Below are 26,311 nucleotides of genomic sequence, written 5' to 3' on the forward strand. Positions count from 1 at the left end.
ATCTTTGCCCCAGTGAAACGAATCGTCTCCATCCTGTTCCTGTCGGCGGCGGCGCTGGTTTTAACTGCGCTGTCGCTCGTGCCGCATCATCATCACGGAAATGCGGTGTGTACGGTTGCGGAGTTATGCAAGGCCGATTCAATCTATAACGACCGCCACACGGGGCATGACGCTTCCGGCGAGAGCGAATCCGAAGGATGCGTTGTCCATGCGTCCTATGCTCCGTCGGATGTGTTGACGGGCGTTGCGGCTCCCTGCGTACAACCTGCCTTGCAGGCCGTTTCACCGACCCTGCCTGCCCCTGAGGTCTCGCTCCGGCATGCGGGATACGGTCTCTGTATCATCGCCTATACCTCCGTCGTGCCCGTTGCGGGCGGCGGATTGCGCGCCCCTCCCACCCTTTCATAAGCGGAAAATCCTGGTTTTCTCCGCACGCATGTTCTGTTCCGGCATTTCCCGGGGCGGAATTCCTTATGCATGATAATTGCATAATCCTCTTGTAGTTAAACTGAAACCGGATGCACGAACCGCATCCGTATATAAACGACCGAAAGATGAAAAAACAGATTCTCGGAGCGGCGGCTGTTGCTGCACTCCTGCTTGCCGGATGCAACAGCGGACAGGCTGTCGAACACACCGAAGGCGACGGGCACGACCACGGCGCGGAAACTCATGCCGAAGGCGACGGGCACGATCACACAAATGAAGGCCATGCGGATGAAATCGTTTTCAGTAAGGAACAGGCAGCCTTTGCCGGTTTGAAGATCGATACCGTGAAGCCCGCTGCATTCAGAAATGTTATCCGTACGAGCGGCGAAATACGCGCCGCCCAGGGCGACGAAGCGACGATCGTGGCAACGGCCAACGGTATCGTGTCGTTCCCCCGGCAAACCATGACTGTCGGCGCCCCGGTCGCGGCGGGAGCAACCGTCGTGACGATCTCGGCGAAGAACCTCGCCGACGGCGACCCTGCCGCCAAGGCGAAGATCGCCTACGAAACGGCGCTCAAGGAGTATGAACGTGCCAAAGGACTGGTTGCCGACCAGATCATTTCGACCAAAGAGTTCGAGCAGGTGCGCCTGCGCTATGAGAACGCCCGGACGACTTACGAGGCGCAGGCCGCCGACATGACGGCCTCGGGCGTGCGCGTTACCTCGCCCATCGGGGGATACATCACCAGCCGGCTGGTGGGTCAGGGCGACTATGTGACCGTCGGACAGCCCGTTGCCACCGTGTCGCAGAACCGCCGCCTTCAACTCCGCGCCGACGTGCCGCCCAGCCGGTTCGGCGAACTGAAAACCGTCGCCGGGGCGAATTTCGTCACGCCTTACGATAACAAAGCCTATGAACTGGCCGCGCTCGGCGGCCGCCTGCTTTCGGTGGGTAAAAGTTCCGACAAAACGTCGTTCTATATCCCCGTGACTTTCGAGTTCGACAACACGGGCGAGGTGGTTCCCGGCTCGTTCGTCGAGGTGTTCCTGCTCGGCGCACCGCAGCAGGACGTTATTTCCGTTCCCGTTACGGCGCTCACCGAGGAGCAGGGCGTCTATTTCGTCTACGTGCAGGTCGACGACGACGGGTATCTCAAACGCGAAGTCAAACCCGGCCAGAGCGACGGCGAGCGGGTCCGCATCCTTTCGGGGCTTTCCGGCGGCGAACGCGTCGTGTCGAAAGGAGCCTATCAGGTCAAGCTGGCGGCCACCTCTTCGATCGTTCCCGAAGGTCACACCCACTAATCCCCTGCTTCCATGCTGAACCGAATAATTCGTTTTTCACTCGATAACCGCATCGTCGTACTTGTCGGCGCGGTGCTGCTGATCCTCGCGGGCGGATATACCGCGAGCCGGATGGAGGTAGACGTATTTCCCGACCTCAATGCCCCGACGGTCGTCGTGATGACCGAGGCCAAGGGCATGGCTCCCGAAGAGGTCGAGCGGCTGGTGACTTTCCCCGTAGAAACCGCCGTAAACGGCGCTACCGATGTCCGCCGTGTGCGGTCGTCGTCGACCACCGGATTCTCGATCGTCTGGGTCGAGTTCGACTGGGGCACGGACATCTACCGCGCCCGTCAGATCGTCTCCGAAAAACTGGCCGTCGTGGGCGAATCGCTGCCCTCGAACGTGGGCCAGCCGACGCTCGGACCCCAGTCGTCGATCCTCGGCGAGCTGATGATCATCGGCCTCACGGCCGACACCACTTCGCTGCGGGAACTGCGTACGCTGGCCGACTGGACGATCCGTCCGCGCCTTTTGTCCACGGGCGGCGTGGCGCAGGTCACGGTCATGGGCGGCGATATCAAGGAGTACCAGATTCTGCTCGACCCGGGCCGGATGAAGCACTTCGGCGTCGGGCTGGACGAGGTGATCGCCGTGGTGCAGGAGATGAACCGCAATGCTTCGGGCGGCGTGCTGTATGAATTCGGCAACGAATACATCGTCCGCGGCGTGCTTTCGACCGATAAGGTCGAGGAGTTGAAAAAAGCGGTCGTAAAAAGTCCGGGCGACATTCCGGTGACGCTGGACGACATCGCCGAAGTCCGCATCGGCGCCAAAGCCCCCAAGCTGGGCGTCGCATCCGAACGCGGCATTCCGGCCGTGCTGATGACCGTCACCAAACAGCCGTCGACCAGTACGCTCGAACTGACCGAAAAGCTCGACCGCTCGCTGGCCGAGCTGCAAAAGTCGCTTCCCGCCGACGTGAAAGTTTCGACCGACATTTTCCGGCAGGCGCGTTTCATCGACAGTTCGATCGACAACGTCCAGAAATCGCTTTACGAAGGCGCCGTTTTCGTCGTCATCGTGCTGTTCATCTTCCTGATGAATGTCCGTACGACGGTCATTTCGCTCGTCACGATTCCCATTTCGATCCTCGTGGCCATCCTGACGCTCAAACTCCTGGGGCTGACCATCAACACCATGAGCCTCGGAGGTATCGCCATCGCCATCGGGTCGCTCGTCGACGATGCGATCGTCGATGTGGAGAACGTCTACAAACGCCTGCGCGAGAACCGCCGCAAACCGAAGGCGGAGCAGCTCGGCGTTATCGAGGTGGTTTACGAAGCCTCGAAGGAGGTGCGTATGCCGATCCTCAATTCGACGCTCATCATCGTGGCCAGCTTCGCACCGCTGTTCTTTCTCTCGGGCATGGAGGGCCGCATGCTGGCGCCGCTGGGCATCACGTTCGTCATCGCGCTCTTCGCCTCGACGTTCGTGGCGCTGACCCTTACGCCCATGCTGTCGAGCTACCTGCTGGGCAATCCCAAAGCGGACCGGGGCGGCAAGGAGCCCTATGTGGCGCGCATGCTCAAGGCCGGTTATGAAAAGGCGCTCGAATGGGCGTTGTGCCACAAACGCATCGTGCTGGGATCGACCGCCGCGGTATTCGTCGCCGCCGTAGTCATGCTCTCGACCTTCGGGCGCAGTTTCCTGCCGCCGTTCAACGAAGGTTCGTTTACGATCAACGTCAGCACCCTGCCCGGCATTTCCCTCGAAGAGTCCGACCGCATCGGCCGCATGGCCGAGGAGATTCTGCTCTCGGTTCCCGAGATTCAGACCGTAGGCCGCAAGACCGGCCGCGCCGAACTCGACGAACACGCATTGGGTGTGAATACCTCGGAGATCGAAGCCCCGTTCGTGCTCGGCAAGCGGTCGAAGGACGAGGTGCTGGCCGAGGTCCGCGAAAAGATCAAGGTCATTCCGGGCGCGAACATCGAAATCGGCGCACCGATCACCCACCGTATCGACGCCATGCTGTCCGGTACGCGGGCCAATATCGCCGTCAAGCTCTTCGGCTCGGACCTCACCAAGATGTACGAACTGGGCAACGGGATCAAGGCCGCCGTGGCCGATGTCCTGGGTATTGCCGACCTGAACGTCGAGCAGCAGGTCGAGCGGCCGCAGCTGCGCATCGAACCCAGGCGCGAAATGCTGGCCAAATACGGCGTGACGCTGCCCGAATTTGCCGAAATCGTCCGCGTGATGCTGGGCGGCGAGGTCGTCTCGCAGGTTTACGAGGGCAATCGTTCGTTCGACCTCACGCTGAAGGTGGACGATCCCAGCCGCGAGAGCGCCGAACGCATCCGCAAACTCATCGTCGATGCCAACGGCCGCAAGGTTCCGCTCGAAAATATAGCCGAGGTGGTTTCGGCTTCCGGTCCCAACACGATCAGCCGCGAGAACGTGTCGCGCAAGATCGTCGTTTCGGCCAACGTCGCAGGGCGTGACCTGCGGGGCGTGGTGAACGACATCCGCGACCGCATCGACACCCGGATTACACTTCCGGAAGGTTATCATGTCGAGTACGGCGGGCAGTTCGAAAGCGAGCAGGCGGCTTCGCGGACGATCCTGATCGTTTCGATATTTTCGATCCTCGTAATTTTCCTGCTGCTGTTCAAAGAGTTTCGAAGCGTCCGGCTGTCGTTGGTGATCCTGTTGAACCTGCCGCTGGCGCTGATCGGCGGCGTGGTGAGCATCTTCTTCACGCAGGGCGTCATGAGTATCCCGGCCATCATCGGCTTCATCTCGCTGTTCGGCATTGCGACGCGCAACGGTATGCTGTTGATCGACCGTTACAACTCCCTGCATGCTTCGGGCGCATCGGTCCGCGAAAGCGTCGTCCGCGGTTCGCTCGACCGTCTGAACCCGATCCTGATGACCGCCCTTACGTCGGGGCTGGCGCTGATCCCCCTGGCGTTGGGCGGCGATCTGCCCGGCAACGAAATCCAGAGTCCGATGGCCAAGGTGATTCTCGGCGGACTGATGAGTTCGACGCTGCTCAACGGCTTCATCATCCCCATCATGTATTCCTATATGTACAGTCGGCGCGAACCCGTGGCCACGGAAACCTTAACCGAAGAATAAGACCATGAAAAAGATATTATGGATTGCAGCGGCATTGCTGGCGGTTTCCCCGCTTGCGGCCCAGAACGCGACCGACGCCGTGCTGCGCTCGGTCGAAGAGAACAACACGACGCTCCGGGCGCTCCGCGAGGAGGTCGCCGCGGAACAACTGGCCAATAAAACCGACATTTTTCTGCCCGGTCCCGATGTGGAGTTCAGCTACCTGTGGGGGTCGCCGGGCGGCATCGGCAACCGCAACGACATTCGCGTCACGCAGTCGTTCGACATCGCCACGATCAGCGGCATGAAAAACCGGTTGGCCGATGACAGGAACCGCCTTGTCGGACTGCAATACAAGTCGGAGCGGATCAAGGTGCTGCTGGAAGCGAAGCAATACTGCATCGAACTCACCTATTACAATGCTCTTCGGGCGGAGGTCGCCAAACGGCTCCGATACGCCCGAACGCTGGCCGAAGGCTATGGCGAACGGCTGGAACGCGGCGACGCCAACCGGTTGGAGTACAACAAGGCACAGTTGAACCTCTCGGCCGTCGAGGGTGAAATGGCGCGCATCGAGGTCGAACGCGCCGCCCTGCTCTCGCAACTGGCGCGGCTCAACGGCGGTGCTCCCGTGCAGTTCGACGATATGCTTTACGGCACACAGGAGCTGCCCGCCGATTTCGAGGCGTGGTATGCCGATGCCGAGCAGCAGAATCCGCTGCTGCAATACGTCCGCACCCAGGTCGAAGTGAGTAAAAAGGAGGTGAAGCTCAACAAGACGCAGGCCCTGCCGACCTTTTCGGCGGGTTATATGCGTGAAAAGACGCTGGGACAGGCTTACCAGGGCGTCACGGTCGGAATGTCGATTCCCCTGTGGGGCAACAAGAACAAGGTGAAGCAGGCCAAAACCGCTGTCATTGCGGCGGAAGCCCGGCAGGAGGAGGCCCGGCAGCAGTTTTACGACCAACTGCAAACGCTCTACCTGCGTGCCGACGGGCTGCGGCAGACGGCGGCCAAATACCGTGCTTCGCTGTTGTCGCTCAACAACACGGAATTGCTGGCCAAAGCGTTGAACGCAGGCGAAATATCGTTGTTGGATTACATCGTCGAGATCGGGCTGTATTACGATACGGTCAATCAGGCTTTGTCTGCCGAACGGGACTACCGGCAGGCTTTTGCCGATCTTTCGGCTGTCGAGCTGTGACATGCCGGTCTTTTCCCTTACCCCGGTTCCGGCCTGTTTTTTCCGGAACGGGGGTAATTTGTTTCCGGGTCTGGAAATGCCTGCCTCAGCGCGTCGTGACGCCGTTTTGCGAAAATAATCCGGACTTTCGACCAGTTTTTCGGGAATAACCGCTATCTTTGCCACAGGTTTGGTTCTCCTGTTCCCGGATGCGGGAGGGAGTGAAAAGGGAATCGGGTGTAAGTCCCGGACAGACCCGCTGCTGTGTAGCTCCGTTTTCGTTCCGAACATCTCGGCCACTGGTCCCTAAGGATCGGGAAGGCTTCGGAACGGGAGTCAGTCAGAAGACCTGCCAGATCGATTCGACATCAGGTAACCCCGCGGAATGGGCATTTGATATCGGCTGTAATTACTGAATGGTTTTTGTTTCGGCCTGCCTCCGGATTCGTGCCTTTCCGGCACGCGGTTTTTCCCGGATCAGGGTCGGTTTGATGAGGATGACGCTTATGGAATTACTCGAACGATTATTATTTGGGTCCGAGTCGCTTTGGGGCGGCGGAGTTGCCCACTCGGTGCTGATCCTGGCACTGGTCGTTGCATTGGGCATCATGTTGGGCAAACTGAAAGTCGCCGGTGTGTCGCTGGGAGTGACGGGCATCCTGTTCGTCGGCATCGCCTTCGGCTACTTCGGAATGAATATCGACCAGCACCTGATGCACTTTCTCAAGGAGTTCGGACTCATCCTTTTCGTCTATTCCATCGGTCTGCAGGTCGGCCCCGGATTCTTTTCGTCTTTCCGCAAAGGCGGTATTACCCTGAATAAGCTGGCTGTGCTGGTGGTGCTGCTCGGCGTCGCCACGACGGTTGCGCTTTATTATATCACAGGTCTTTCCATAACGACGATGGTCGGCGTGATGTCGGGCGCTGTTACGAATACGCCGGGCTTGGGCGCCGCCCAGCAGGCTTTCAGCGACCTGCATGCCGGGGCCGATGCGCCGGACATCGCCACGGGTTATGCCGTGGCCTACCCGCTGGGTGTCATCGGGGCCATCCTCACGCTGGTAGGACTTCGCTACCTGCTGCGTATCAATGTGCAGAAGGAAGAAGCCGCCGCCGGACAGGGCATGGATGTACAGAAAGACGCGGTATCCCGTCGTCTTTCCGTCGAGATCACCAATGCGGCCGTCGATGGAAAAACCATTGCCGATATCCACAGCCTTGCGCTGCGCGATTTCGTCATCTCGCGCATCAGCCGTCCCGGCGGAAGTCCCGAACTGGCCGACGCTGATACGGCGCTCCACTGCGGCGACCGGATCCTGCTGGTAGCTGCGCCGCGTGATGTCGAAGCGCTGGTCGCCCTGCTCGGCCGGGAGGTCGATGCCGCGCCGATGATCCAGGACAAGACGATGATTTCGCGCCGCATCCTGATCACCAAGCCCGAACTCAACGGCAAGACCCTCGCCGAACTGCGCGTCCGCAACACCTGCGGAGTGACCATCACGCGCATCAACCGTTCGGGCATCGACCTGGTAGCTTCCGGGAACCTGCAACTGCAAATCGGCGACCGCGTGACGGTCGTGGGCCCCGAATTGTCGGTAGCCCATGCCGAGCGGCTCTTCGGCAATTCGCTCAAGCGGCTCAACCATCCCAATCTGATCCCTATTTTTATCGGCATTGCGCTGGGCGTGGTGCTGGGCAGCATCTCGTTCTGGATTCCGGGCGTTCCGCAGCCTGTCAAGCTGGGACTGGCCGGCGGCCCGCTGATCGTCGCCATCCTGATCGGCCGCTACGGACCGCACTACAAACTGGTCACCTATACAACGATGTCGGCCAACCTGATGCTGCGTGAAGTGGGCATTTCGCTTTTCCTGGCGGGTGTGGGGCTGGGCGCGGGCGAGGATTTCGTCCCGACACTCCTCGCGGGCGGATACGTCTGGATCGCCTACGGAGCCGTGATTACCGTCGTGCCGTTGCTGCTGGCGGGACTTTTCGGGTGTTTTTACTATAAACTCAACTATTATACGCTGATCGGCGTCCTCTCGGGGGCGTCGACCAACCCGCCTGCGCTGGCCTATTCGGTCGAGCAAACGTCGTCCGACGCTCCGTCGGTCGGCTATGCGACCGTCTATCCGCTGTCGATGTTCCTGCGGGTGCTGGCGGCGCAGCTTTTGATCTTGCTATTTGTATAAACCGAAAGACGCGGTGAAGAGAATACCTTAATCGCCATCCCCAAGTATAGAAACCTGCATTGGCCGCGTCTTTTCTTAAAAACGACAGTTATGAATATTGTACTGTATGGAGCGTCGGCCGAAACCGCCGGACGCATTGCAGGCAAGTACGGCCTGAAAGTGGTGAATTCCCCTGATAAATTCGACGCGTCGGGAACGATGATACTCGTTCCTGCGATCAGCACACCGCGCTATCTGCTGGCATTCTACAACGCCATGCTGCGCCACGAAAACGATGTCGATGCGGTTATTATCTGCGGCATCGAATCGTGTGAAGTCGCCAGTACGGTGCAGTATTGCACGCCCCAGGGCAAATTCTTCTCCCTCAGCGGCGAACTGGAAAAGGACGAACTTGTCTCAGAGTTGTGCCTGATCCTCGACTCTCTTTTTGCCGAAGGCAACCAGATCAACCTCTGACGAATTACGCTTCCTTCAGGTCGGCGAACCAGTAGGTGCAGATCTTCGTCTTTCCGTCGTCGAGGCGGATGTCGTAGCTCTCGCTGAAGGGTTTCCCGAGCCGGAACGGCACGGGCGAGCGGAAGATCGGACCGTCGTAGCAGAAGGTGTGGTATTCGCCGTTTTCCCCGTTGGGGTCGGTCCCGGCGGGCAGCGATGCGACGAACCCGGCGTCGATCACCTGGCCGATAGCGCTGGCTCCGAGACCGTCGGCCATGGTTGTCACGACGACTGTTTTCAGTCCCGTCGCGAGGTAATCGCGCATGACTGCCTCCGACGATTGACCCCACAGCGGTTCCACGACCTCGATTCCATGCGGCGCAAGTTGCTGTTCGCGGTATTTCCGCACGTCGTGCAGGAAGATGTCGCCGAAAATGAAATGCGTCACACCCTGGGCCGTGAACTGCTCCACGGCACGGGACATCGCTTCTGCATAATCCTCCATATTGCCTTTGGGCGTCAGGTCGGCTACACGGAGCGGAATGCCGATGCTTTCGGCCTGCGCCTGTAACAACGGCATCGGAATCCCGTGCATCGTCGAGCGGTGCGTGTCGCGGTTTACCGTCGTCAGCAGGGCTGCGATTTCATATCGGTCCGACCGGACGGCCCGCCACAGGGCATGGGCCGAATCTTTGCCGCCGCTCCAGTTGAAAACGGCCTTTATCCGTTCCATACGATCTTTTTCGTGTCGTGGAAGAACCCGCATACGAGCGTCAGGTATTCGGGTATCAACCCTTCGCTGCCCCATTTCAGGTGGATGCCGAACAGTTCGGAGGTCGTGCGCTCGATGTCGAACCCGCAGGCTTCGAGCGATGGCCGTACCAGTTGCGGATGGCGGCAGGGCCTGCCTTCAGGGCGCGTGCACTCCCCTTCCGGGCAGTAAAGACACGTTCCGACATAGGCGAACGACCGTCCGCCGTACTGCCCTTCCATTTCGAGCAGCCGTCGTTCGAGCCGTTGTCGTTCGGGACGGATCAGGTGCTTTGCCTCCGAAATCGGGATGCCGGGCTTTTTCGGCGTGATCTTCGTGGCTATGATCAATGCCGTTTCGTAGCGTGTGAGGTACTCGGCCTCGTTGAAGTTGAACGGCGGGCAGCCCCAGCTTCGTCCGTAGTTGCTGCAATCCTGGCAATAACGGGCTATTTGCCCGGCGTCGCGGAAGCGGGCGATGTAGTCGGCGACGGGAAGTTCCGCCGTAAAATCTTCTGCAATGTAGTGAGCTGAAAAATCCATGGTGCAAAATTAATAAAATCCGTCCATTGAGGACGGATTTTTTTTGCCTGTGGGAGCCGGCAGTAAATCGTTGTATGGCAGACAACGTTGAACTAATCTCTAATTTTCCGGCTCCCACCGACAAGGTATGTGTGTCACGGCTTGCGCCGGAATCGCTCCGTGATGTCCTCCATCCCGCCGTCCGGTCCTATCCGGTAGAGCCGCTGGTTGGTCGTCGGCGACGAGAGCGGACCCTGCGCTTCGACCCAGCCGCCCAGCTTGATGAAATCGAACGCCGTGGTCTCGAAGCCTTCCGGCAGCGTCTCCCGCCCCGAGTACCAGCCCGTATGCAGGATCGGATAGGTCTTCCGCACGATACCCGCCAGCCGGGCGATCGTGTGCGGCTCGGCGTCGCCGCCCATGAAGCAGACGCAGGTTACCGAACGCCCGTAGCAGGCCAGCAGGGCCAGCAGTTCCGCGTCGTCGAGCTCGCGGCCTTCGTCAGCCGCAAGGTGCGGACTGTGGCATCCCGGGCAGCGGTTGGGGCAGTTCGTGATGTTGAACGCCAGCGTCGTTTCGCCCGGGATTTCCGCGAACACCACGTCGAAATTGTGATACTTTACCATTTACTCAGCTTTTGCGTAGAAGCGCCGCGACGCCTCCTGCTGACGCGCCGCCGAGAAGTTCGAGACGCGCTTCATGTAGCCGATCACGCGCGTCAGGTAATCCAGGTTGTCCGAGTGGCACTCGGGACACTCCTTCAGGTAGCGTTTGTCGATGTGCCCGCACTTGTTGCAGACCGTGTTGGGGATGTTGAACGTAAAGTAGTTGCACCCTTCGGTGGCCGCTACGCGCAGCAGGTGGCGGTACTGCTCCTTCGAGAGATGCTCTTCGAGGTTCATGTGCAGCGCCGAGCCGCCCGTGAGGTGGTCGATATATTTGCGGCCGTGGAGGCGGAACTTGTCGATGACGTTCAGCGACTCGTCCTCGACGACGTAGAAATAGGAGTTGTAACAGTCGCGCGGCACGGCATATCCGTCTTCGCGATCCCACTTGGCATGCTTCACGCCGACGTTTTCCGCCGGAATCATCTCGCAGTTGAACATCACCTCCTTCGAGCGGTATTTCTTGTTGTAGCGCTCGATCAGCCCGAGCACCTGCTGCACGAATGCCGCATAGTCGTCGTTGTCGTCGATCCGGATGCCGAGTGCCTCCGCCGCCTCGACCAGCCCGTTGACGCCGATCGTGAGGTATTGGCGTGCGAGGTTGATGTAACCCGCATCGAAGAGCGGCAGCATGCCTTTGGCCTTCAGCTCCTTGAGGTTCTCGTTGTAGGCCATCTGCACCTTGTGGACCAGGTCCACGACCTCTTCCAGGTAAGTCATGTAGTGCATGCCGTTCTTTGCGGCATACTGGATGCAGCGATTGAGGTTGATCGTCAGTACGCTCTTCGAGCCGGTCGAAACGCCGCCCGCGCCCAGCGTGTAGCTGAACCCGTTGTCCTGGATCTCGTTTCGCAGGCGGCAGCACGACGACAGCGAATCGGCGTTGTCGCTGATGTAGGTGAAGAACGAGTGCCCTGCGGCGTACATCTCGGCCGTGAAGTCGCCCCACTCCCGGTCCATCGCGTCGCCGTCTTTAGTCAGCAGTGCCATCGTCTCGACGGGGAACGTCAGGACGGTTTTCGTGCGCTCGCGGTTGAACCACGTCATAAAGCGCTTCTGCAACCATGACAACGACTCCCAGTGGGGTTTCGAACCGTCCGGGAAGACGAATTCCCCGAAGAGCGATTCGAAATAGTAACGGTCGTAGTAGGCGACGTTCCAGAACACGGCCTGGAAGTTGCGCGCCCCGGTGGGCTGGTTGATCGAGTAAACGATCTGCTCGAAGCAGTCGGTGATCATCTTGTCGATCGTACGCTGTTTTTTCGAGAGGTCGACGACCTTGTCCGCATGCTTGTAGTAGTCTTCGCCGTATTCCTGCTCGACGAAATAATTCATGTACATCAGGAATTCGGGTGTGGCGCAGGCTCCCGACAACATCGACGAGACGATGAAGACCATGTTGACGAACCCGCCGCAGAACGATTTGAGGTTCGTCGGGCGCGTCGAATTGCCGCCCACCGACAGCGTGCCGCCCAGCAGCCACGGGTACATCGTGATCGAGGCGCAGTAGTTGGCCATCGATGTCTCGTCGTTCTTGTAGATGAAATGGTTTTTCAGCAGGCGCATGTATTTGTCCGACAGTTCTTTGCCGTACATCTCCTTGATGCGGTCGGTCAGCAGGCGGCGGTTCAGGCGGATGAAGTTCTGCTTCGGAAGTTCTCCGATCAGCGTGGCGATGTTCTTGTTTTCGACGTTGGCGTTGGCATCGTATTTCGAACCCGTCGCGGGGTTCGACGCATCGCAGTAATTGATCAGGAACTCGAGTTTTTCGCGGTCTTCGCGGTCCTCGGTGTGTTTCTGGCGGTAGAGCATGTAGCTCTTGGCCACGGCGAAATAACGTTCGGCCATCAGGGCCACTTCCACCTGGTTCTGAATCTCTTCGACGTTCATGCCGTCGGCCACATGCACGCGGCTCAGCACCGACGTGAGGTCGTCGTCCGTGGCATATCCGCCTACGGAGAGAAATGCTTTGCTGATCGCGCGTTTGATCTTCTCGACCGAGAAGGCTGCGCGTTTGCCGTCGCGTTTGACGATGTAAATCTCCGAAATACCCATATCTATCCCATATTTGTAATGTGCCGGCGCTGTGCGAAGTCCCGTTCCCTCCTGCGGTGACCGTGGGAGAGGCGTTCTTTCGTCGAAAACATTGACAGTGTAAAATGGTCCGGGTATCGCCCTAAATCCCGAAGGCGGATACCGTTCCCGGCAAGGCAGGTCTTCTGACTCGCTCCTCCCGCACGCCTTCCCGTCCCTGCGGACAGTGGCATAAAGAGTGTGCGGAACGCAACGGAGCTTACAGCTACGGGAATAGTCCCTGATTTTCACAGGAGTTCCCTTTTGATCTCATGCCGGCAGCCGCCGGCGGAGAACCTTGCACGGAAACAAATATAGGGATAGTTCCCCGGAAAGCGAATACCCTCCGGGGCTTTTAATGAACATTTTGTGAACAAAAGCTATCCGGCGTAGCTGTGCATGCCTCCCGGGGGAGTTCTGGCCGTGACCGTGTCGTCGCATAAATGTGGTATTGTTGTTGCCGCAGATCGGTGGAACGATTTAAAAAACTGAAAACCATGGGAAAGATAGAAATCCGGAACGACCGCACGGTCCTTTCCACCGAAAACAACGGCTACGCCGGCGACGAACGCGACGAGACTTTGGTCGAAGACGATTTGGTGGATACCGAGATTCCGGTCGACGATCGTATTCCGGACGGGATCGACGAGATCGTCGAGGACGACCGTCCGGTTTACGACGAAGAGGGTTACCGCCACAAACCGGGCGAATAACCCGTGCCGACACCGAAAAAGCCATCGTTCCCGAAGGGCGACGGCTTTTTCGTAATGCGGGCTGCCCCGCTATTTGTCCAGGTCGACGAGCTCGTATTGCCGGCTGCCGATGCCGATGGCTTCGGCGTGTTCGAGCGTGTGGATGCCGTGACGCGATTCCATGCGCTCGATCAGGTGGACTTTGCCCTCGTCGGACGAAGCGTAGACCAGATCGACGCACGCTTTGTCCAGCGCCACGGGGTCCAGCGAGGCCAGGATACCGATGTCGCCCATGCGGGGCGGTTCGGGGTGTGCATCGCAGTCGCAGTCCACCGATAGGTTGTTCATAACGCTGATGTACAGTATTTTGTCGCCGCAGTGGTCGGTGATCGCCTTGGCGGCTTCGGCCATCGACTCCAGGAAATCGTCCTGTGCAGGCAGGTTTCCCCACATTTCACCGGCGTTATCCGTTTTTCCGGCCGAGTGAATCCACGCTTTGCCGCCCGACGAGGCGATGCCGATGGAGATATTTTTGATCGCGCCGCCGAATCCACCCATCGCATGCCCTTTGAAGTGGGACAATACGACGACGAAATCGTACTCCGGAAAGTGAGAACCCACGATGTCGTAAGTGAGGTGTTTTCCGCCCTCGACAGGCAGGCGCACTTCGCCTTCGGCGTCCATGATGTCCACCGGGGCGATGGCCGTGAATCCGTGGTCGGCCGCGGCTTTGAGGTGATCGGCGGTTTTGGCCCGCCCGCCGCCGTAGGCCGTGTTGCACTCGACGATCGTGCCTTTTACCGATTTTACCAGGTCGCCGATCAGCGCCGGCTGCAGGAAGTTGCTGCCCCCGGGCTCCCCGGTCGAGAGTTTCACGGCGACCTTTTTCCCTTCGGCCTTTCGCCCCAGTGCCTCGTAGACGGCTTTCATTCCTGCCGGCGAGATGTCGCGGGTCATGTAAACTTTGGCGGGGGCCGCTTTTTCCGCCTTGTCGTTGTTCGATGCACAGCCCGGGCCTGTGGCCGCGAACTGCAAAACAAAGGAGATCATACAGATTTTTTTCATCATGGCTAGTTGCGTATTACGTATTTTATAAAGAAGTATCCGCCGAATATTTGCAGCAGCATGCCGGGAATCCCGATCCGGAAATCCTGCGCGGCGGCTGTAAAGCTGCCTGTCAGGGCCCACTCCCCCGCCGATCCGACTGTTTGATAGAACAGCACGACGGCTGTTAGCAGTGCTACCGACACGCGGTTGAAACGTTGCGCGGCATACCCTGCCGCCGCTGCCAGCAGCGCCGATTTGAGCAGTATTACGGGCAGTGCGGCGACCGACGGCATTCCGAACGCCGCCGCATTGGCCAGGGGCGAAGCGATGGCCGTAAGCAGTCCCGCGCGCCAGCCGTATTTGTAAGCGCCCACGAGCGTGAAGAAATAGATCGGCAGCATCGTAGGCCCGCCCAACTGCACGAGGTGGCACAACTGCGGCAGGACGATGTTGCCCGCCGCGAACAGCGCTGCCGCAAGGTAGGTCCTCGTTTCCCGGTATCCGGATGAATAAAGTGTTACTGAGTGAGTTTTCATGGTTATATCAACTAAAAGTTTAACTTCACACCGCCGAAAACCGTAGCCCGGGGCATCGGATATCCGGCATTGATTTCATAACGCTCCGCCAGCAGGTTCTCGCCCCGGGCGAAGAGTGTCAGCAGGCTGTTTACCCGGAACGTCGCCCGCAGGTTCCAAAGTACGAAATTTTCCCGGATTTCCGGGTCCGGGGCGACCGCCGTGTAGAGCCCTGCCACATATTGTATGCCTGTCGATACCGACCAGCGGCCTTTCGCGAAGTTGCCCCCGGCGTAAAATTTGTGCTCGGGCGATGCCGGCACGGGGTATTCCATCCTAAGCCAACTGTAATTGGCGTCCACGCTCCACGCCTCGCCGATACGCCATGCGACGTTCGCTTCCGCGCCCCAGTTCTCGATCCGGGCCTGGTTCCGGAGGATGTTGCGCCCGTCGAGCCTGCCGCGCTGGATGATGTCCTCGCCCTTGATGTAGAAGACGTTGACACCGTACGACACCCTGCCTGCGGCTGACCGCTGGGTCCACGAAAGTTCGTAATTCCACAGCCGTTCGGGCTTCAGGTCGGGATTCTTTACCCCGAACATGTAAAGTTCGCGGATCACCGGATTGCGGAACCCTTTGCTCACCATCGCTTTCAGTTCCCCGTCGCGTGCGGCCCGCAGCGATACGCCTGCCTGCGGGACCCACTCCGTGCCGGTGCGCGTGTGGTGGTCGAGGCGCACTCCTGCGTCGAACGTCAGGCGGCCCAGCATCTGCCGGAAATCGGCGTATCCCGCGATTTCGTCCTCCGTTTGGTCCACGATCGGTTCCTCGTGTCCGTCCGTCGTGAAGCGGTTCCACGCCCGGCCCCCGAAGTGCTGCCAGTCGACGCCAGCCGTCAGCCGGCTGCCGCGCCACAGTCCTGCGCTCTGATACCACGAGACGCCCAGCATCCGGTCTGTGGAGTTGAAACGGTAGTCGAGCGGTTCTTCGCCCGCGTCGTAGCCGTCGTTGATGCGGTGGTGGCCCCAGTTGTAGAAAAACTTCAACGCTCCCGAAGTTCGGTCATAGTTGTTTTCCAGTGAGACGGAAGCCATGCCGCGCGTGATGCGGGAATCGTTGTCGAAGACGGGCGCGGCGATTTCACCCGGATTCGAGGCGTTGAAGTGTGTCAGGTTCACATCGGCATAAGCGCTCCAGTTGCCGTTGATTTCGTAGCCGGCTTTGGCATATCCGCCGTATTGCTCGAACCCCATGTCGGCGCGGTGGCCGTCCGTACGGTTGTACGAACCTGTCACGACGCTCGTGAAGCGGCCTTTGCGAATGCGGTTCGCCAGTTCGGTCTGTAACGTGTTGTAGGAGCCGTAACCTGCATTGAGGTCGGTTTTTACACCCTCTTCGCGCTGCTTGCGGGTGACGATGTTGATCACTCCTCCCATGGCATTCGAGCCGTAGAGCACCGATGCCGGGCCGCGCACCACTTCGACCCGCTCGGCGAGCATCGACTGGTAGGCGTCGGCGATCGGATGGCCGAACAGTCCCATGTATTGCGGATGCCCGTCGATGAGCACCAGCATCTGTGCCGCCGACCCTCCGCCGACGCCGCGCAGGCTTATGCTTCCGGCCGCCCCGTTCGAGACGCCGTAACCCATCACGCCGCGCCCGGTGACGAACAGCCCCGGAACCTGTTCCGTGAGCAACGGAAGCACCGATGCTTCCTGCCGGCGGACGATCTCGTCGCGCCCTACGACCGCCACCGACATCGGCAGATGGCGGATGTCCGAAGCGTAGCGCGCCCCTGTCACTACGACCGAGTCTATCGCGACGTTCTTCGCCGCCTGTCCCGGCTCCTGCGCGCCGTATGCCGCGCCCGCAAGCCCTGTACAGGCCAGCAAGGCCGAAATAATCTTATTCATTGCGTTTCTTCATTTGGTCTAAAAATTCCCCGATCTGCGGCAGGCATTCCGCCGCGGTCCGCGCTTCGGCGCACAGGCGTTCGACGGGACAGATACCGTCCCCGGCACGGTTGACGATATGGGGTACGGCCAGCGTGTAGCTTACCGCAATTCCGGCCCCGTTGAGCAGTTCCAGCGCCGCATGGCTCACCACGTCGGCAAACAACTCTTCGACGCCGCCTGCTGCCATCAGTGCCGCAGCGCCTTTTCCGACCACCTTGTCGGCCACGAAAGCGCCGTCGAGCAACTCCGGTTCCTCGTGCAGCAACCGCCAGAGATCGCTGACGCCCCGTCCGCGGAACAGCCGTATCGTGTCGCCGTTGCGTACGACGCACGAGCACTTCTCTGCGAAGAGCATCTCCGTGGCCTGCCGGTTCAGTTTGTCGTCGTTCATCTTTTTGTCTGTTTTCTTTTTGCAAAGATACTTTGCCCGGAACGACGAACCGTTACGCAAATTACGGATGTTCCTACCCGAATTACTGATTCCGGCCTCCCGGAACGAAACCGCCCGCCGATCGGAAGATCGGCGGGCGGCATATGGTGCGTGTTTATTTATTGGTATATCTCGTTTAGCAGGCGTGCCAGGCGGTGTCCGCCGCGCAGGAACTGCTTTTCAACGACGGGCGTGTACTTGAAAATGTAGTCGTACGAGATTTTCGTCCCCTCGGGGCTGAAGTCGTAAATTTCTTTGCAGATTTCGTGCGTCTCCTTCACCCAGTCGGCAGGCTCCCCCGCTACGATCTGTGCAGCCTCTTCGTCCGTCAGCCGGTCGATCTGCTGCTGCCACTCGCTGTAACTCCAGTTGTGCACCGCTTCGGGAATGTTCGTATCCCAGGCCGAGTGCAGGTTCGTCTCGCGGCCGAAGAAACGCACGGGACGCTTGTTGCCGCCCAGGTCGCTCAGCCGTCCGAGGTGCATCGGGCAGTGCATGTCCCCGACCAGATGGATCAGCATTTTGAGGTTCAGCGTCTCCTCTTCGGGCGTGAGTTTTCCCGATTTGAGTTTTTCGGTGATCTCCGTTACCGCCGTCAGCACGTCGCCTTTGGGATTCCGGGGCATTGTTTCCAGCGTCTGGCCTTCGTCGATGTTCAGGTAATGCCAGGTCTTCGAGTAGGCGTATTCGGGCCAGTAGCTGGCGAAGTCGAGCCAGTTGGCGATATATACGGGCGAATAACCGTCGAGGGCTTTATGGACCTTATCCGCCGCTTCGGGCGTCAGATGGCATTCGGCGATGTAGGCCGTCACGTCGTGTCCCTTCTGTCCCCACGCAAAAACTCCGCGGGCGAAAAGGAGGCACAAACTTATCAGAAACAGTTTTTTCATCTATCCGGGGTGTTTGCAGTTCATGGGGCGGCGCGCTTAGTGGTTCATCGTTGCGAGGAACTCCTCGTTGGTGTCGGTAAGGCCCATTTGCTTCTGGAGGAACTCCATGGCTTCGACGGGCGTCATATCCGAAAGATACTTGCGCAGCACCCACGTGCGGTTCATCACGTCGCGCGGCAAGAGCAGGTCTTCGCGGCGGGTTCCCGAGGCGATCACGTCGACTGCCGGGTAGACGCGCTTGTTGGCCAGTTTGCGGTCCAGCTGCAACTCCATGTTACCCGTACCCTTGAACTCCTCGAAGATCACTTCGTCCATCTTCGAACCGGTGTCGATCAGCGCTGTGGCGATGATCGTCAGCGAACCTTTTTCCTCCGTGTTGCGGGCCGCGCCGAAGAAACGCTTGGGTTTGTGCAGCGCATTGGCGTCGACACCTCCCGAAAGCACCTTGCCCGATGCGGGCTGCACGGAGTTGTAGGCGCGTGCCAGACGGGTGATCGAATCGAGGAAAATCACGACATCGTGTCCGCTTTCGACCATGCGCTTGGCCTTGTCCAATACCATTTCGGCCACCTTCACGTGGCGCGAAGCCTGCTCGTCGAAGGTCGAAGCCACGACTTCCGCCTTTACGTTGCGGGCCATTTCAGTTACTTCCTCGGGGCGTTCGTCGATCAGCAGCACGATCATGTAGACTTCCGGATGGTTGTCGGCAATGGCGTTGGCGATCGACTGCAACAGCATTGTTTTACCGGTCTTAGGCTGCGCCACGATCAGTGCGCGCTGGCCCTTGCCGATCGGTGAAAACAGGTCTACGACACGCGTCGACATGTTGTTGTGTCCGTTGCCCGTGAGGCAGAATTTCTCGCTGGGGAACAGCGGCGTCATGTATTCGAACTGCACGCGGTCGCGGATGTACTCGGGTTTGAGGCCGTTGATTTCGTTCACGCGCACCAGCGGGAAATATTTTTCGCCCTCCTTCGGGGGACGTATCGCACCGTTCACCGTGTCGCCGGGTTTCAGACCGAAGAGCTTGATCTGCGAAGGCGAAACGTAAATGTCATCGGGGGAATTGAGGTAGTTGTAATCGGCCGAGCGGAGGAATCCGTAGCCGTCGGGCATGACTTCCAGTACGCCTTCGCCTTCGATCTCTCCGGCGAAGTCGTCCTTGGTGATGACCTCCTCTTCGGTGTGGCGGGGAGCGTGTTCCGCATGGGCGTTCTGTGCCTGTACGGATGCGGGCGAACCCTCTTCCTGCCCCTCCTGTACCTTGGGCTTGCGGCCCCGGCGCTTGGGCTCGGCCTTGACCGGCTCCGCAGCCTGTACTTCGGGCTGCGGCTCTGCGGCCCCGGCCTCTGCGGGCATGGGTTGCGGCTCTTCCTCGGGAGTAATCTCCATCGGCAGTTCGAGCTCGGGCATCACCTCCTGCTTGGGTGCGGGAGCTGCACTTTCGGTTTTCGACAACCGCGGACGGCGTCCGCGCGGCGCTTTGCCTTTGGCCTCGGCGGCCTGGGGCTCCGTTTCCTGCGCCGGTTCTGCGGCTGCTGCGGGAGCCTGGTGTATTTCTTCGTTTTTATCTTTTGCGGGAGCCTCCTCCGTGGAGTCGCTTCCGGCTATTTTCGCTATCAGGTCACGCTTCTTCACCATAACATTGGTGATGCCCAGTGCTTTAGCTATTTCACGCAGTTCGGCAAGGCTTTTCCCTTCCAGCGCTTTCAGATCTTGCATAATTTATTTCCGGTTGAATGTGATTGTCAAAAACAGGACGGTCGCCCTGTTCGTTGGAATTCGCCTGCAAAGATAGTGCATTATTTTGAATTACAAAATAAAAAAACGCCTTACTCCCTTGAACGGCAGGTGAAACGGTAATCTCCGAAGGCGAAATACCTACTAATAGCGATTGCGCGCCCCGGAATTTTGCACGACCTTTGTCCCGGAAACAATGAAAACAGGAATTTCTGCCGTCGCATTGTTTGTATTGTTAATGTTTGTGTGTGAAAAACCCTTCCGTGTCACGGAAGGGTTTTTGTGTCAGTTAGCGGTCCGGTATTCGTTGGGCGAACACCCTACTACCTTCTTGAACAGGCGCGTGAAGTGCTGCGGGTAACGAAACCCCAGCGAATAGGCCACTTCGCTGATCGAACGGCTGGTGTCGAAGATGCGCTCTTTGGCGATGTCGATGACTTTGAGTTGGATGTACTCCTGCGCCGACTTGCCGGTCTCCTTCTTCACCAGGTCGCCGAAATAGTTCGCCGACAGGTGCAGCTGCTCCGCACACCAGCGTACCGACGGCACTCCCTCCTGCTCGGGGCGGTCTCCCTGGAAATAGTCGCCCAGCAGGCGTTCGAATCCCGCCAGCACGTCGCGGTTGATGTTGTTGCGCGTGATGAACTGCCGTTCGTAGAACCGCGTGCTGTAATTGAGCAGCAGCTCGATGTTCGAGACGATCAGCGTGCGGCTGTGGTTGTCGATGGCGTGTTTCAGCTCCGACTGGATATTTTGCAGGCAGTCCAGCACGACCTGCCGCTCCTGCTCTGAAAGATGCAGGGCCTCGCTCACTTCGTAGGTGAAAAACGTGTAACCCGAGATGTTGCGCCCGAGCGACGTGCCCCGCAGCAGGTCGGGGTGAAACAGCAGGGCCCAGCCTTTGGGCTGGTAGGTCTGGCCGTTGTTTTCATAGCCGATCACCTGTCCCGGGGCCAGGAAGACGAGCGTGCCCTCCTGGTAGTCGTAGTAGTTGCGCCCGTAACGCAGGTCGCCGCATTTCACGTCCTTGAGGAAGATCGTGTAGAACCCGTACACCTGCCGTTCGTAATGGGCCGGTCCGCACTTCGAGAAGTCGATGACGCTCACCAGCGGATGCAGCGTCTCGATGCCGCGCGATTCGTTGTACTGGAAGATGTTGTCGTATTTAACCACCGTGTCCATAATCCGTTCGTTTTGTTTACGGCAAAGATAGCATAATTTTCGGCCTCTGCTCCGCCCCTGACGCCGAATCGGTAATTATGGTACGACGAACCGTAATCCGGGTAAGGTTGCCGGGTATACTGGGCCCTACTTTTGTCGAGTGGAATTGTGTAAATGGAAAAACGATGAAAACAAAATTGATTTTAGCAACGATGGCGGCTTTCGCCGCTTCCGGGGCCGGGGCCCAGCCGCAGCCGGCGCCTGCCAAAAAAGTATTGGTAGCCTATTTCTCCCACAGCGGCAACACCCGCGAATTGGCGCGGCAGATCGGCGAGGCCGCGGGCGGGGAGCTTTTCGAAATCGTCCCTGTCAAACCCTACCCTTCGGACTACCAGGCCGTGGTCGACCAGGGCAAGCGGGAAATCGAGGCGGGAGCCCGGCCCGACCTGAAAACCCGGGTCGGCGACATGTCGCAGTACGACGTGATTTTCGTCGGCTCGCCCTGCTGGTGGGCCACTGTCGCACCTCCCGTGGCGACGTTCCTTGCCTCCTATGATTTTGCGGGCAAGACCATCGTGCCGTTCATGACCCACGAAGGCAGCCGCATGGGCCGCAGCGAGGCCGACATCCGTAAACTCTGTCCGCAGTCCGCCGTTGCCGACGGGCTTCCTGTCCGCGGCGGTGCGGTGCGCAATTCGAAAGACGCCGTCGACAAATGGGTCCGGGGCCTTGGGCTGGGCAAATAATGAAAAAGAGCTTCGGAAAACCGAAGCTCTTTTTTTATCAACTGCAAAAGTAGACGCAGCCGTATATCAATCCGGCGGCCAATGCGCCCAGCAGCGGCCCCGCCACGGGAACCCAACTGTAACCCCATCCGCTCGGGCCTTTGCCCCGGATCGGCAGGACGGCGTGCGCCAGCCGCGGCGGCAGGTCGCGGGCCGGATTGATCGCATAACCCGTCGTGCCGCCCAGCGACATGCCGATCGCCATGATCAGCATCGTCACCGGGAAACTTCCCAGGCTGCCCAACCCGATCTCCGGGGTGTTCTGCTCGTTGCCGATGGCAAGGATCACGAACACCAGCAGGAACGTGCCGACAACTTCGCAGAAGAGGTTGCGCGGCTTGTTCATGATGGCAGGCATCGTGCAGAAGACGCCGAGTTTCGATGCCGGGTCGTCCGTCGCGTCGAAATGGTCCTTATAATACATGTATACCAATACGGCTCCGCAGAATCCGCCGAGCAGTTGCGCTGCGATGTAGCCCGGGACATATGCCCACGGAAACGATCCAGCCACGGCCAGCCCGACCGAAACCGCGGGATTGAGGTGTGCGCCCGAGTAAGGTCCTGCGATCAGCACGCCGCACATCACGGCCAGGCCCCAGGCTATCGTGATCACGACCCAGCCGCCTTCGAAGCCTTTCGATCGTTTGAGGACGGTCGATGCGACCACCCCGTCGCCCAGCAGTACGAGCACCAGCGTCCCGATGAACTCGAACAGGCATTTGGTGAAGAATGTGATTTCCATATCCGTTTCCGTTTAGTCGTTCCTGTTGTGTAATACCCGCTTTACGGCGTCTTCCCAGCCTGCTATGGCCGTCTCGATCGGCTTGCGGTCGGCGGCCGGTTCGAAGACGTGCTCCGCCTGCCACTGCTGCCTGATCTCGTCGATGCTCGACCAGTACCCTACGGCCAGTCCCGCCAGGTAGGCGGCTCCCAGCGCCGTGGTCTCCGTCACGCAGGGACGGATGACTTTCGTGTCGAGCAGGTTGGCCTGGAACTGCATGAGCAGGTTGTTGCGCGCCGCGCCGCCGTCGACTTTCAGTTCGACCAGCGTGACTTCCGCGTCGCGCTGCATCGCCGTCACGATGTCGAGCGTCTGGTAGGCAATCCCCTCCAGCGCCGCGCGGGCGATGTGCGCTGCCGTCGTACCGCGGCTGATGCCGCTGATCGCACCCCGGGCGTACTGGTCCCAGTGCGGAGCCGCCAGTCCGGTCAGTGCGGGCACGAAATAAACGCCGTTGGTGTCGGGAACCGATGCCGCCAGCGCCTCTATTTCCGACGACGAACGGATAATGCCCAGCCCGTCGCGCAGCCACTGTACGACCGAGCCGCCGACGAAGATGCTTCCTTCGAGGGCATAGTTGACTTTGTCGCCGATTTTCCAGGCAATGGTCGTCAGCAGGTTGTTTTTCGAAACGATAGGCTTTTCGCCGCTGTTCATCAGCAGGAAACACCCGGTTCCGTAGGTGTTTTTCACCGAACCCGGCTCGACGCACATCTGCCCGAACAGGGCTGCCTGCTGGTCGCCGGCAATGCCGGCAATGGGAACTTTGTGGGCGAAAATCGTGGTTTTCGTAGCTCCGTAAACCTCGCTCGACGATTTCACTTCGGGCATCATCGAGGCCGGAATGCCGAACAGCTTCAGCAGTTCTTCGTCCCATTGGAGCGTGTGGATATTGAAAAGCATCGTGCGCGAGGCGTTGCTCACGTCCGTCACATGCACCTCGCCGCGCGTCAGCCGCCAGATCAGCCATGTGTCCACCGTGCCGAACATCAGTTTGCCCTTTTCGGCCCGTTCGCGTGCGCCCGGCACATTGTCGAGTATCCATTTGATTTTCGTGGCGCTGAAATAGGCGTCGATGATCAGGCCCGTCTTTTCGCGGATGTATTCGGTTTTCCCCTCGGCTTTCAACTGGTCGCAATACTCCGACGTGCGGCGGTCCTGCCACACGATGGCGTTGTATACCGGCTCTTCGCTCTCCGAGTCCCACACGATCGTCGTTTCGCGCTGGTTGGTAATGCCGATTCCGGCGATGTTCAGGCCGTTGATGCCGATGGCTGCGATGGCTTCGGCGACGACCGAGGCCTGCGACGACCAGATTTCGTGCGGATTGTGCTCCACCCACCCCGGTTTGGGGAAATACTGGGTGAATTCCCGCTGGGCCATCGAGCAAATCTGCCCCTTATGGTCGAAAACAATCGCACGGGAACTGCTCGTTCCCTGATCCAGTGACAAAATGTATTGCTCCATATCTTTTCGGTTTTATCGTTGCTTCGAATTCAGCCGGACAACTTTGAAGCCGCCCGTATACAAAACTATGAAAAAAAACGGGATTCGAAACGAAAGTGTGAGGTTTTTTTTCGAAATAAAATGTGGAGTTGTTTCTGGGATATCCAATATGGACCGCAATCGGGGATTCAGCTTTGTGATGAAATAATTTACATTCATTATAAAACCGATCCCGTTCGTTGAATATATTTGTCCGGGAGGCGCGTTTGCGATAGTTTTGCCGACATATCATAGTGTAAAACTCAAAAAAAACAGAGACATCCGGCCTGCGTCGCCGAATCAACGGACATCCGGTTGTTTCCTTAGGGGCAAAATGAATTTTACTGTTTTCGGGCGGTTGTCGCCATGCGTGCCGGTCGGCTCATCTCTTTCATCCTGTTTCAGGGACGGGGTTCTCCGTTATGGCTATGTGTTTTAAACGATTGACAAATCAAACTGAATACTCATTAAACTTTAGACCATGAAAAAATTATTTATCTTATTGTTGGTGCTGGCAGGAATTGTCGGTTTCACCACGGCGTGTAGCGATGACAACGGACCGGACACGCGTTGGAAACAGATTCCTTCGGAGGAGATTTCGGGCGCCGATCTTTCGCTGACGCTCAACGGTGCTGCTTCCGCACTCGGTTCGGCGCAGATCGCCGCAAGCAGCGCTGCGGAAGGTGTGCTGACGCTTCGCAACGTGGTGGCCGGTTATGCCGAAGTTGCCGTTCCGGTTGCGCTTTCGAAACAGCAGGACGGCTCCTATAACTATTCCGGCAAGGTGAGCCTCGGGGCTCCGTCGGTCACGAGATCGGAACAAACTGTTGCGATTTTCGAAGTCTCGGCACAGGGAAACGTTTCGCTCGAAGGAAAAGTTTCTTCGGCAGTGGTTACCTCGCTGACCAAAGCCGGCCAGGGCGACCTGTCGGGTACATGGCCGATGTCGAAAGATTTTTATACGTTCGATGAAAACGGTTTTCCGGAGAATATGCTGCCCACCACACCGTTCCGGTTAACCTGGTCGGCTCTCGATGCAAAGCAGCCCAATGGCGGAAACCTGGCCATCATCGGTACGACGGTATTATCGCATATCCTTTCCGAGGTGCTTTCCAATGTTACGCTGGGTGCAGACGGCAACCTTACGGCCTTCTACTATCCGGAACTCATCACATCGAAGGTGCGTAACTCGGAGACCGGCGAGTGGATGAATATGTCCGATTACATGGAAGAGATGGGAGCTACCGAGATGTTTGACGAGATGACTTACTGGTTCATGCTTAAGATATTGAACGGCTATACGATCGACCCTTACGACCGTCAGTGGCTCTCTTCGCCTAAGAATCTGGTAACCTGGTACGTCAGCGGCGACAATTTCTACATCATTCCCAATCTTGCGCAGATTCTTGCACAGGTGGCGTCGGACCAGGGCGGTTCGTTCGATCCGCAGGAAATCCTGACCGCTGTGCAGGGTTTCCGCGAGATGGACGATGAGACGCTCAAACAGACGATTGTCTTGCTGGGGAACGGGCTTCTGAACATGGACCTGAGCGGTATCGACGTGGCCCTTGTCCGCAACATCTTCGATTGGCTGGAGACGGGCGTACCCCTGAAGTATTCGGTCGAGAATGGCGCACTGAAACTGTATGTGGATAAGGAGATGGCAAAACCCTATATGGACCTTATCCTGACCTTTATGCCTCTGTTGGATGAAAAGTTCCAGGAGATAGCTGCGGCCGACGAAACGGGTATGATGGGCATGGTCTTCCTTCTGCTCGGCTTTGAGAAGTTCACGGACCTCCAGACGATCTGGGCGGACAATACGGACAAGTTCGAACTGGGCCTCTGTTTCAAGAATGCGGCAAGCCCTGCTTCCCTGAAACGTACCGGTATGAACGCCGCCCGACTGAATCCGGTAAAGTGGACCGATCTCGGGGCCGTGAAGCAGCATTTGCGGATAAAGTAACCATTTGTACTAACCCGGTTTTAAAAGGGCGTTGCAGAATTTTTCTGCAACGCCCTTTTTTCTGAGATTCCTTCCATCCGGCTACCGGAGTGATCTGTTGATAATGCAGTTGTTCCAGATAACATATAAGGTCGCAACGATTTCACATTGCTTACAAAATGATGTTTTTATCTGCGCTGAAAAAACATTGCAAAAATCATTGAAAAACA

Annotated in this window: 22 protein-coding genes and 2 riboswitches; of the genes, 9 read left to right on the forward strand and 13 right to left on the reverse strand. The window is 58.5% G+C overall.

Annotated elements, in window-relative coordinates:
- The first annotated feature begins 12 nt into the window (after nt 1-12).
- From KG007_RS06410 to KG007_RS06435, 6 genes are all read left to right on the forward strand, one after another.
- Nucleotides 13-408: a hypothetical protein gene (locus tag KG007_RS06410; protein ID WP_213347773.1), complete on the forward strand. Its 396-nt coding sequence runs from the start codon at nt 13-15 to the stop codon at nt 406-408.
- Nucleotides 409-554: 146 nt separating this feature from the next.
- A complete protein-coding gene (locus KG007_RS06415; protein WP_213347774.1) occupies nt 555-1,736 on the forward strand; it encodes an efflux RND transporter periplasmic adaptor subunit in 1,182 nt (393 codons plus the stop codon).
- Between the two features lie 12 nt (nt 1,737-1,748).
- Nucleotides 1,749-4,859: an efflux RND transporter permease subunit gene (locus KG007_RS06420; protein WP_213347775.1), complete on the forward strand. Its 3,111-nt coding sequence runs from the start codon at nt 1,749-1,751 to the stop codon at nt 4,857-4,859.
- Nucleotides 4,860-4,863: 4 nt separating this feature from the next.
- Nucleotides 4,864-6,042 (forward strand): TolC family protein, encoded by a 1,179-nt coding sequence (locus tag KG007_RS06425; protein WP_213347776.1) that lies wholly within the window; start codon nt 4,864-4,866, stop codon nt 6,040-6,042.
- Between the two features lie 153 nt (nt 6,043-6,195).
- Nucleotides 6,196-6,392, forward strand: a riboswitch (cobalamin riboswitch).
- A 135-nt stretch (nt 6,393-6,527) separates the two neighbouring features.
- Complete coding sequence (locus tag KG007_RS06430; protein ID WP_213347777.1) at nt 6,528-8,210, forward strand: putative transporter; 1,683 nt, start codon at nt 6,528-6,530, stop codon at nt 8,208-8,210.
- 90 nt (nt 8,211-8,300) lie between these two features.
- A complete protein-coding gene (locus tag KG007_RS06435; protein ID WP_195460371.1) occupies nt 8,301-8,666 on the forward strand; it encodes a hypothetical protein in 366 nt (121 codons plus the stop codon).
- A gap of 4 nt (nt 8,667-8,670) precedes the next feature.
- Here the strand turns inward: KG007_RS06435 and KG007_RS06440 are convergent, their stop codons facing one another.
- The 4 genes from KG007_RS06440 to nrdD all read right to left on the reverse strand — a co-directional run bounded on the left by KG007_RS06440 (nt 8,671) and on the right by nrdD (nt 12,637).
- Nucleotides 8,671-9,378: an adenine nucleotide alpha hydrolase gene (locus tag KG007_RS06440; RefSeq protein ID WP_213347778.1), complete on the reverse strand. Its 708-nt coding sequence runs from the start codon at nt 9,376-9,378 to the stop codon at nt 8,671-8,673.
- Nucleotides 9,366-9,938, reverse strand: a complete 573-nt coding sequence (locus KG007_RS06445; protein WP_213347779.1) for a DUF2284 domain-containing protein — start codon at nt 9,936-9,938, stop codon at nt 9,366-9,368. The genes KG007_RS06440 and KG007_RS06445 overlap by 13 nt, the downstream gene beginning before the upstream one ends.
- A gap of 134 nt (nt 9,939-10,072) precedes the next feature.
- Nucleotides 10,073-10,543: a radical SAM family protein gene (locus KG007_RS06450; RefSeq protein ID WP_195460376.1), complete on the reverse strand. Its 471-nt coding sequence runs from the start codon at nt 10,541-10,543 to the stop codon at nt 10,073-10,075.
- On the reverse strand, nt 10,544-12,637 hold the full coding sequence (gene nrdD, locus KG007_RS06455; protein ID WP_195460378.1) for an anaerobic ribonucleoside-triphosphate reductase: 2,094 nt from the start codon (nt 12,635-12,637) through the stop codon (nt 10,544-10,546).
- A 137-nt stretch (nt 12,638-12,774) separates the two neighbouring features.
- Nucleotides 12,775-12,971: riboswitch (cobalamin riboswitch) on the reverse strand.
- Between the two features lie 181 nt (nt 12,972-13,152).
- Between nrdD and KG007_RS06460 the strand changes: the two genes are divergently transcribed.
- Nucleotides 13,153-13,368, forward strand: a complete 216-nt coding sequence (locus KG007_RS06460) for a hypothetical protein (protein WP_213347780.1) — start codon at nt 13,153-13,155, stop codon at nt 13,366-13,368.
- A gap of 69 nt (nt 13,369-13,437) precedes the next feature.
- Here KG007_RS06460 and KG007_RS06465 read toward each other — a convergent pair whose 3' ends face one another.
- From KG007_RS06465 to KG007_RS06495, 7 genes are all read right to left on the reverse strand, one after another.
- Nucleotides 13,438-14,412 carry a DUF362 domain-containing protein gene (locus tag KG007_RS06465; protein ID WP_394369664.1) on the reverse strand — a complete coding sequence of 325 codons (975 nt, stop codon included), beginning with the start codon at nt 14,410-14,412 and terminating at the stop codon, nt 13,438-13,440.
- A 5-nt stretch (nt 14,413-14,417) separates the two neighbouring features.
- The gene (locus KG007_RS06470; RefSeq protein ID WP_213347782.1) at nt 14,418-14,930 is read right to left on the reverse strand and encodes an ECF transporter S component; all 513 of its coding nucleotides are present in this window, start codon (nt 14,928-14,930) and stop codon (nt 14,418-14,420) included.
- Between the two features lie 11 nt (nt 14,931-14,941).
- Nucleotides 14,942-16,822, reverse strand: coding sequence for a TonB-dependent receptor (locus KG007_RS06475; protein WP_213347783.1), 1,881 nt, complete (start codon nt 16,820-16,822; stop codon nt 14,942-14,944).
- Nucleotides 16,815-17,255, reverse strand: coding sequence for a DUF1893 domain-containing protein (locus KG007_RS06480; protein WP_249413271.1), 441 nt, complete (start codon nt 17,253-17,255; stop codon nt 16,815-16,817). Before KG007_RS06480 ends, KG007_RS06475 begins: the two co-directional genes overlap by 8 nt.
- A 158-nt stretch (nt 17,256-17,413) precedes the next feature.
- Nucleotides 17,414-18,184 carry a S1/P1 nuclease gene (locus KG007_RS06485; RefSeq protein WP_213347784.1) on the reverse strand — a complete coding sequence of 257 codons (771 nt, stop codon included), beginning with the start codon at nt 18,182-18,184 and terminating at the stop codon, nt 17,414-17,416.
- Nucleotides 18,185-18,220: 36 nt separating this feature from the next.
- Nucleotides 18,221-19,906 carry a transcription termination factor Rho gene (gene rho, locus KG007_RS06490; RefSeq protein WP_213347785.1) on the reverse strand — a complete coding sequence of 562 codons (1,686 nt, stop codon included), beginning with the start codon at nt 19,904-19,906 and terminating at the stop codon, nt 18,221-18,223.
- Nucleotides 19,907-20,209: 303 nt separating this feature from the next.
- Nucleotides 20,210-21,106, reverse strand: coding sequence for a helix-turn-helix domain-containing protein (locus KG007_RS06495; RefSeq protein WP_195460387.1), 897 nt, complete (start codon nt 21,104-21,106; stop codon nt 20,210-20,212).
- A gap of 164 nt (nt 21,107-21,270) precedes the next feature.
- On the opposite strand from KG007_RS06495, the gene KG007_RS06500 reads away from it, so the two are divergent.
- Complete coding sequence (locus KG007_RS06500) at nt 21,271-21,831, forward strand: flavodoxin (protein ID WP_213347786.1); 561 nt, start codon at nt 21,271-21,273, stop codon at nt 21,829-21,831.
- Between the two features lie 37 nt (nt 21,832-21,868).
- Here the strand turns inward: KG007_RS06500 and KG007_RS06505 are convergent, their stop codons facing one another.
- Together KG007_RS06505 and glpK are read right to left on the reverse strand one after the other, a co-directional pair.
- Nucleotides 21,869-22,612, reverse strand: a complete 744-nt coding sequence (locus KG007_RS06505; protein ID WP_195460391.1) for an MIP/aquaporin family protein — start codon at nt 22,610-22,612, stop codon at nt 21,869-21,871.
- A gap of 12 nt (nt 22,613-22,624) precedes the next feature.
- Nucleotides 22,625-24,118 (reverse strand): glycerol kinase GlpK, encoded by a 1,494-nt coding sequence (glpK, locus tag KG007_RS06510; protein WP_213347787.1) that lies wholly within the window; start codon nt 24,116-24,118, stop codon nt 22,625-22,627.
- A gap of 499 nt (nt 24,119-24,617) precedes the next feature.
- Between glpK and KG007_RS06515 the strand changes: the two genes are divergently transcribed.
- Nucleotides 24,618-26,102 carry a DUF4925 domain-containing protein gene (locus KG007_RS06515; RefSeq protein WP_213347788.1) on the forward strand — a complete coding sequence of 495 codons (1,485 nt, stop codon included), beginning with the start codon at nt 24,618-24,620 and terminating at the stop codon, nt 26,100-26,102.
- The last annotated feature ends 209 nt before the right edge of the window (nt 26,103-26,311 follow it).

This window comes from Alistipes montrealensis (genome assembly GCF_018362775.1).
Lineage (GTDB): Bacteria > Bacteroidota > Bacteroidia > Bacteroidales > Rikenellaceae > Alistipes > Alistipes montrealensis.